The organism is Promicromonospora kroppenstedtii DSM 19349 (assembly GCF_000515355.1).
Lineage (GTDB): Bacteria > Actinomycetota > Actinomycetes > Actinomycetales > Cellulomonadaceae > Promicromonospora > Promicromonospora kroppenstedtii.
The window spans coordinates 31,211-38,605 of record NZ_KI911634.1 but is presented as its reverse complement, the minus strand read 5'-3'; the positions used below and the strand labels follow the sequence as shown (position 1 = coordinate 38,605).

The window sequence follows — 7,395 nt, the reverse complement described above, 5'->3', positions numbered from 1 at the left end:
CGGGGCGCCGTCGGCGCCGGTGCTCGCCCCGACCCTGCGGTCGCGGTACCGCCGCACCACCCTGCTGCTCGACGACGCCCGCGTGACCCTCGACACCGGCCTGGTCTGGGACCTGCTGAGCCCCTGCGACGCCGCGCCCGCCGCGGACCGCGCCATCGAGCACCCCGCTGCCGCGGTCGGCGACCTCGTGGTGGTCGAGACCAAGACAGCCGCCGGATCCGGGCCCTCGTCCGTCGACCGCCTGCTCTGGCGCGCCGGCCACCGCCCCGACCGCATCTCCAAGTACGCGACCGGGCTCGCCGTGCTGCGCCCCGACCTGCCGGACATGCCCTGGAGGCGCCTCGTCCGCCGTCGGCTCACGACGAGCCTGCTCACCGCAAGCCTGCCGACCCCGGACACCCACAGACTGACCAGCGAGAGGACCTCCGCATGACGATCCGCCGACCCCGACCCTTCCCGACCGCCGCGGCCGCCGGCGCCCTGGTGCTCGGCGCCCTCGCCGGGTGCGGCACGGCCGCCGCCGACTCCACGACCGGCACCGGCACGGCCACCACCACGACCGTCTCCGAGGTCGCGACCACGGTCGACGACGCGCTGGCCGACAACGACGACTACACCGAGCTCGCGGCCCTCGCCGACCAGACCTGGGACACCGCCGACGAGACCAGCGTCTCGCTGGCCGGCGACACCGCCACCGTCTCGGGCGACGGTGCCGCCGCCGACCGCTCCACCGTGACCATCTCCGCGCCCGGCACCTACCGGATCAGCGGCACGTTCGACGACGGCCGGATCGTGGTGGCGTCCGACGCGGACGGCCTGGTCCGGCTCGTGCTCGACGGCGCCGACATCACCAGCTCGACCGGGTCCGCGATCGCCGTCACGCAGGCCGACGACGTGTCGGTGGTCCTCGCGCACGCCTCGTCCAACAGCCTGACCGACGCCGACACCTACACCGACACCAGCGACGACGCCCCCAACGCCGCCCTGTTCTCGGCCGACTCCATGGTCGTCTCGGGCGCCGGGTCGCTGGCGGTCACCGGCCGCTCGAACGACGGCATCGCCTCCAAGGACGGCCTCGTCATCGCGGGCGGCGACATCACCGCCACCGCGGTGGACGACGGCGTCCGCGGCAAGGACTTCCTGGTCGTCACCGACGGCACCCTCGACGTCGACGCGGCGGACGACGGACTGAAGGCCGACAACGAGGACGGCACCGACGACGACGGCGAGACCGTCGGCTACGCGGCCCTGCTCGGCGGCACCGTCACCGTCGCTGCCGGCGACAACGGCGTGCACGCCGAGAGCGACCTCGTGATCGACGGCGCCACGGTCACCGTCTCCGAGTCCGTCGAGGGCATCGAGGGCGCGCACATCCTGGTCGTGAGCGGCTCGGTGGACGTCACGTCGTCCGACGACGGCTTCAACGCCGCGGGCGGCACGAGCACGACGACCGACGGAACCGCGACGTCCGACCAGGCCGCTGACGCCGCCCCCGAGCCCCCTGCAGACGGCGAGCTGCCCGAGGGAGCCGAGCCGCCGTCGTCGGGCACCATGCCGGAGGGCGAGCCGCCGCAGGGCGGCGGGGGCGGCGGGATGCCGGGCGAGGCGGCCGGCGACTTCTCGCTGGTGATCACGGGCGGTGACGTGACGGTCGACGCCGGCGGCGACGGCCTCGACTCGAACGGGACGCTGACGGTCTCGGGCGGCGACGTGACGGTCCTCGGCCCGTCCACCGGCGGCAACGGCACGCTCGACAGCGCCGGCGCGCTCACGGTGGACGGCGGCACGCTGCTCGCCGTCGGCACGTCGAGCATGCTGCAGACGCCGGGCGACGGCTCGGAGGGCTGGGTCGCGGCGGCCTTCGACACCCTGGCGGCGGGCACGGAGCTGACCGTGGCCGACGCGTCGGGCACGACGGTGGCCGAGGTGACGCTGACCAAGGACACACAGTCGGTCGTCCTGGCCTCCGAGACCGTGACCACGGGCGAGACCTACTCGATCCAGGCCGACGGCGGGGAGGTCACCACGGTGGCCGCGGGCGAGGCGCCGACGGGCACGGGTATGGGTGGCCAGCCCTGACCTCGCCGGAGAGACGTGTCAGACGCTCAGGTCATTCCGGTGACCTGAGCGTCTGACACATCGAGGTGCCGACTCAGTAGACGTACGGCCAGCCCGCGGGGTCGTAACCCAGGAGGTTGATGCCCAGCCTCGAGGCCCCGCTGTCGGTGTAGTAGTGGTAGAAGAGCGCATCGGCGTCGCTGTCCGGGAGCACCGCCTGGTGGCCGGGCCCGTGGATGCTCCCGTGGCCGGCCAGGATCTCGGTACCGCCGCCCGACGTCATGGCCGTCCCGGCGCGGTCCACGTAGGGCCCCGTGACCGACGTCGATCGGCCCACCATCACGCGGTACGTGCTGCTCGCACCCTGGCAGCAGACGTCGAACGAGACGAACAGGTAGTAGTAGCCGTTGCGGTAGTGGATGGTCGGTGCCTCGATGGCACCGCCGCCCCGGCCGGCGATGCTCCGGAGCTCGGACCCTGACCGCTGGCCCGTCGAGGAGTCGAGCGTGATCATCTTGATGCCCGACCAGAAGGACCCGAAGCTGAGGTACCAGCGGCCGGACTGGTCGATGACGAGGTTCGGGTCGATCGCGTTGAAGCCGTCCGACGTGTTCGACTCGATGACGAGTCCCTGGTTGGTCCACGACCCCTGCGCGCCCGTGGTGCTCGTGGCGAGAAAGATGCCGGAGTGGTTCGAGCCGAAGGTCGACGCCGAGTAGTACAGGTAGTAGCGGCCGTTGACGTAGGTGATGTCGGGCGCCCAGAGGTGGTCGCTGCCGTTCGTGTACGAGTGCGCCCAGGAGGCACCGTTCGGGAACACGGCCCCGGCGTCGTTCCAGCGGGTGCGGTCCGTCGACGTCTTCAGGGTGATCCCGGCGCCCGTGTGGGCGAGCAGGTAGTTGCCGCCGGGCGACTTGGCCACCTCCGGGTCGTGCACACCGGTGCTCCCGGTGACGACGCCGGGGTCGGGGTAGGCCGCCGTCGCCGCGGGAGCCGCCGGGGCGATCGCGAGCCCTGCGGCGACGAGCAGCGCGACGGCTGCCTGTCGGCGTCGAGCGCTGCGGGTGAGACGTGTGCGGAACTGGTGCATCGTTGCCTCCGTCCGGTACGTGCCGGACCCGACGGAGCAGTGACTGTGAGCGCTCACAATCGCTGCCGGATCATCGTCGCTCCGGCTTCTACAAGGTTGTAGAACAGTGTGGAGGTGGGTGAATTCGCGCGTCAAGAGGTGGCCCGGGTCCGTCGTACGGCCTGTGAAATGTCCCGGGTCGCGGGGTAGTGTTCCCGACACCGCTGAGGGAGGACACCGATGCCCGCGCCCACGCTCTTCGACTACTCGGACCACAGTCCGTACTCGAACCCCGGAAATCACACCGGATACTTCACCGAGCTGAGTACCGACCCGGAAGCACTGCACCGGTTCGTCTGCACTGCCGTGGTCCACTACCGGGCCGACAGCCCCACGCTGACCGAGGCGCAGCGGACCGACCCCGACCGCCGCTGGCTGACCTCCATCCTGGACGCCGCGGAGCTGCGGGCACCGCTGGACGGACCGCGCACGCAGGCGCAACAGGTGGCGGGCTGCTGCCGCGACCACACGCTGCTGTCGCTCGGCGTGCTGCGTACGCATGACGTCCCGGCGCGGTCCAGGATCGGCTTCGCCACGTACTTCACACCGGGCTGGAACGCCGACCACGTGGTGGGCGAACGCTGGGACGGGAAGCGCTGGCTCCGGTTCGACCCCGAGCTGGACCAGAAGGACTTCGACTTCGACGTGCACGACATGCCCACCGGGCCGGACTCCCCGTTCGTCACGGCCGCCGAGGCGTGGCTCGCGATCCGCGCCGGCACCGTGGACCCCGCGACGTTCGGCGTGACAGCGGACGTGCCGTTCCTGCACGGCAAGGACTTCGTCCGCTACTACGTGCTGTACGAGGTGGCGCACCGGCACCGCGACGAGCTGCTGCTCTGGGACCTGTGGGGCCCGGAGCTGGGCACCTCGTACGTCCGTGAGGCCGCCGACGGCCGGGCCGCGGCCTGGGTCCAGGAGGCGGGCCTGCCCGGCGCGGACATGTCCGACGCCGAGTTCGACGCCGTGGCCGACGAGCTCGCCTACCTGCTCGTCGCCGCCGACTCCGGGGACGGCGAGGCCGCCGACCAGCTCGCCGAGCTGTACCACGGGGACCCACGGCTGCACCCGGGCAACCGCGTGCTCACGCTGTCGCCGACGGGGCACGGCGGCATCACGGACCTGACGACCCGCTAGCCGCTCGTGTCAGACGTACGGGTCACCGGAGTGATCCGTGCGTCTGACACGGGGCGCTAGGCGAGCGGGGGAAGGCGGCGGACCAGCTCGGTCAGGACGTCGCTCGTGCCCGAGTCGATCTTGACGGTCGCGTACTTGTCGCCGCGGGTGATGCCGCGGTTGACGATCACGACCGGCTTGCCCGCCTCCGCTGCGTGCCGCACGAACCGGAGCCCGCTCATCACCGTCAGCGACGAGCCGGCGACGAGGAGCGCGTCGGCGGAGTCGACCAGCGCGAACGCCCGGTCCACCCGCTCGCGCGGCACGTTCTCGCCGAAGTAGACGATCTCGGGCTTGAGCACGCCCCCGCAGAACTCGCAGGGCGCCGGCTTGAAGTGCGCGGTCGACTCGATGACGGCGTCGGCGTCCGGCGCGATCTCGACGTCCGCGACGTCGCCCACGGACTCGAGGAAGCCAGGGTTGAGTTCGGTGAGCCGCTCGGCGAGGTGGGTCCGGGAGATCACCCGGCCGCAGGTCAGGCAGATCACGCGGTCGTAGCGTCCGTGCAGGTCGATGACGTTGCGGGAGCCCGCGTCCTCGTGCAGGAGGTCCACGTTCTGCGTGATGATCCCGGTCAGCAGCGCGCGCTCCTCGAGCTCGACGAGCGCCCTGTGCCCGGCGTTCGGCGCGGTGCGGTCCACGTGCTGCCAGCCCACGTGGTTGCGCGCCCAGTAGTGCCGGCGGAACTCCTCGTCGCCCACGAACTGCTGGTACGTCATCGGGTTGCGCGGCGGGGAGTCGGGGCCGCGGTAGTCGGGGATGCCGGAGTCGGTCGAGATCCCGGCGCCCGTGAGTGCGGTGAACCGGAGGCCCGAGAGCACGTCCACGGCGTCGTCCACGGTGGTACGGGCGACCTCGACGCGCTGGGGCTCCCACGTGGTGGGGCGAGCTTGAGGGAACACGCCTACGAGGGTATGCCGACGTCGGCCCGCCGCACCCGAGGTGTGTTCCATTTCGCACGGTCGTGCGGGCCGCTAGCCTGGGGTCTCCTTGCACCGGAGCATGAGGGGACCGCGTGGGCGACTCAGCGATTTCAAGGATCGACAGCACCCTTGCGGGCGACGACTTCGCCTGGTCCGTGACCCTGGTCGGCGAGGACCAGTCGGACAAGCTCGCCACCCTCGCCCAGTACCTCGACGACGGCCACTCGACGTCCGGCGACGGCAAGCGCGTCCCGTCCGGGTACGCGTACTGGGGCATCGGCCCGACGATCGCCTGGTTCAACGCCTCCAACGACCCGACGTACATGGTGATCAAGGTCGGCACCGAGATGTTCCGCCGGCAGTGGCGCACCATCTCACCGCTGGTCACGGACGAGTGCGTGCACCTGGTGAGCCTCGGCGTCGGCACCGGGGCCAAGGACGGCATGTTCCTGGAGACGATGCACCGGGCCAACCCGTCCATGCTCTACGTCCCGGTCGACATGAGCGCCGAGATGCTCCGGACCGGGTCGCGCACCGCCGTCCGTGACGCGCACTTTCCCCTGGACCGGTCGCTCGGCCTGCAGATCGACCTGTCGCTGGACGGCAACCTCGAGGAGCTCAAGCAGTTCCTGGACCGCCTCGTGGGCGACGAGGCGATCCTCTTCTCGCTCGTCGGCAACACGGTCGCCAACTTCGACGACGACGCGGAGTTCCTCGACGGCATCGCCAAGGTGCTGCGCCCGCAGGACCGGATGCTCGTCGAGTTCGCCACCACGGAGAGCCTGGCCGAGGACGCCGTCCACGCCGCCGAGGCCGAGTACCGCCAGACCCGCGGGTTCGTGGAGTTCGTGGCGAGTGCCGTCCGCTACAACACCGACCTCAAGATCGACCTGGAGCAGGTCCGGTTCACCGGGGCGGTCGACGACGAGAGCATCCTGCTGAAGGTGTTCTGGCAGAACGTCGGCAGCGAGACGCTCCGCATGGCCATCCCCGGCAGCCGGCCGGTGCACCTCAAGCCTCTGGACACCATCCGCCTCTACACGACGCGCAAGTACACGACCGAGCGGATCGACCAGCTGGTCACCGACGCCGGCCTCCGGACCACCCACGTGCAGCGGGAACGCTTCCGGTACGCGCGGCGGCAGAACCCGTTCGGGCTCGAGCTGCGCCTCCTGGCGCCCGACGAGAACGCGCCGACGCCCCTGCCCGCGTTCGACGTATGGAAGTGACCCGGGCGGCACAGGCGGTCCGGGCGCGCGTGCGCCTGGCGCGGCGGCGGGTCGCGGGGGCGTGGTCGGACCGGCGCTGGGCCCGACGACGGCGCGTGACAGTCGCCGCCGTGACCTACACCCTGCTGGCGGTCGCGTTCGTCCTGGGCATCCTGTGGATCCTCGGCATCGGCCCCGAGTGGGAGCCGTGGGTCAACTCGCTGACCCTGCTGGCGGGCGTGACCGGCCTCGTCGTGGAGCGGCAGAACGCCGAGACGGAGCGACGCTCGGAGCTGGTCGCCTCGGTGATCTTCGAGCTGCGGCAGAACCGGGTGATCGTGGAGCGCCGGCTCGCCGGGCTCCGGACCGGCGGCGACCAGGCGCTCTCGGTGAGCCCCCGGCTCGCGCTCTCGGCGGTCGACGTGGCGCTGGCCTCCGGCGTGCTCAGCCGGGCTCCGGACAGCGCACTGGTGGAGAGGCTGCACCGCTGGCGTGAGCGGGTCCAGGGGTACAACTGGCGCCGGGACCTCACCGAGTTCGAGCTCATGATCGTCAAGTACCAGGAGCGGCCGGACGCCGTGGCGAACATGTCCAGCCTGGCCAACGAGCGGCTCTACCTGCTGCGCCTGCGCACGCTGCTCGACCAGCTGCACGCGGCCCTGCCGCAGGTCTGACCAGGGTCCGACCTCAGCCGCGCCGGGCCTCGAAGAACGCACGGAGCAGCGCGCCGCACTCGTCCTCGCGGAACCCGCCGAGCACCTCGACCTCGTGCAGCGCGCGCTGGTCGCGCACCAGGTCCCAGACCGATCCGGTGGCCCCCGCCTTGGGGTCCCACGCGCCCAGGACCAGCCGCCGCACCCGGGACTGCACCAGCGCCCCGGCGCACATGGGGCAGGGCTCC

Annotated in this window: 8 protein-coding genes; 5 read left to right on the top strand and 3 right to left on the bottom strand. The window is 71.7% G+C overall.

What is annotated here, in order from left to right:
* Both PROKR_RS06575 and PROKR_RS34105 read left to right on the top strand, forming a co-directional pair.
* A partial coding sequence (locus PROKR_RS06575) for a VTC domain-containing protein (protein ID WP_157601943.1) occupies positions 1-433 on the top strand: 433 nt, incomplete at its 5' end.
* A complete protein-coding gene (locus tag PROKR_RS34105) occupies positions 430-2,079 on the top strand; it encodes a carbohydrate-binding domain-containing protein (protein ID WP_036960930.1) in 1,650 nt (549 codons plus the stop codon). The genes PROKR_RS06575 and PROKR_RS34105, both read left to right, overlap by 4 nt.
* A gap of 73 nt (positions 2,080-2,152) precedes the next feature.
* Here the strand turns inward: PROKR_RS34105 and PROKR_RS06565 are convergent, their stop codons facing one another.
* Positions 2,153-3,148 (bottom strand): arabinan endo-1,5-alpha-L-arabinosidase, encoded by a 996-nt coding sequence (locus PROKR_RS06565; RefSeq protein WP_036960928.1) that lies wholly within the window; start codon positions 3,146-3,148, stop codon positions 2,153-2,155.
* A gap of 219 nt (positions 3,149-3,367) precedes the next feature.
* Between PROKR_RS06565 and PROKR_RS06560 the strand changes: the two genes are divergently transcribed.
* Complete coding sequence (locus PROKR_RS06560) at positions 3,368-4,324, top strand: transglutaminase domain-containing protein (RefSeq protein WP_036960926.1); 957 nt, start codon at positions 3,368-3,370, stop codon at positions 4,322-4,324.
* Positions 4,325-4,380: 56 nt separating this feature from the next.
* Here PROKR_RS06560 and PROKR_RS06555 read toward each other — a convergent pair whose 3' ends face one another.
* Positions 4,381-5,316, bottom strand: a complete 936-nt coding sequence (locus PROKR_RS06555; protein WP_425414861.1) for a Sir2 family NAD-dependent protein deacetylase — start codon at positions 5,314-5,316, stop codon at positions 4,381-4,383.
* 62 nt (positions 5,317-5,378) lie between these two features.
* Here PROKR_RS06555 and PROKR_RS06550 point away from each other — a divergent pair, with 62 nt between their 5' ends.
* Complete coding sequence (locus tag PROKR_RS06550) at positions 5,379-6,515, top strand: L-histidine N(alpha)-methyltransferase (protein WP_157601933.1); 1,137 nt, start codon at positions 5,379-5,381, stop codon at positions 6,513-6,515.
* Positions 6,516-6,625: 110 nt separating this feature from the next.
* Positions 6,626-7,168, top strand: coding sequence for a hypothetical protein (locus tag PROKR_RS06545; protein WP_157601932.1), 543 nt, complete (start codon positions 6,626-6,628; stop codon positions 7,166-7,168).
* A 13-nt stretch (positions 7,169-7,181) separates the two neighbouring features.
* Here PROKR_RS06545 and PROKR_RS36845 read toward each other — a convergent pair.
* Positions 7,182-7,395 (bottom strand): nucleoside deaminase (locus PROKR_RS36845; protein ID WP_036960918.1); only part of this gene is annotated, 214 nt, incomplete at its 5' end.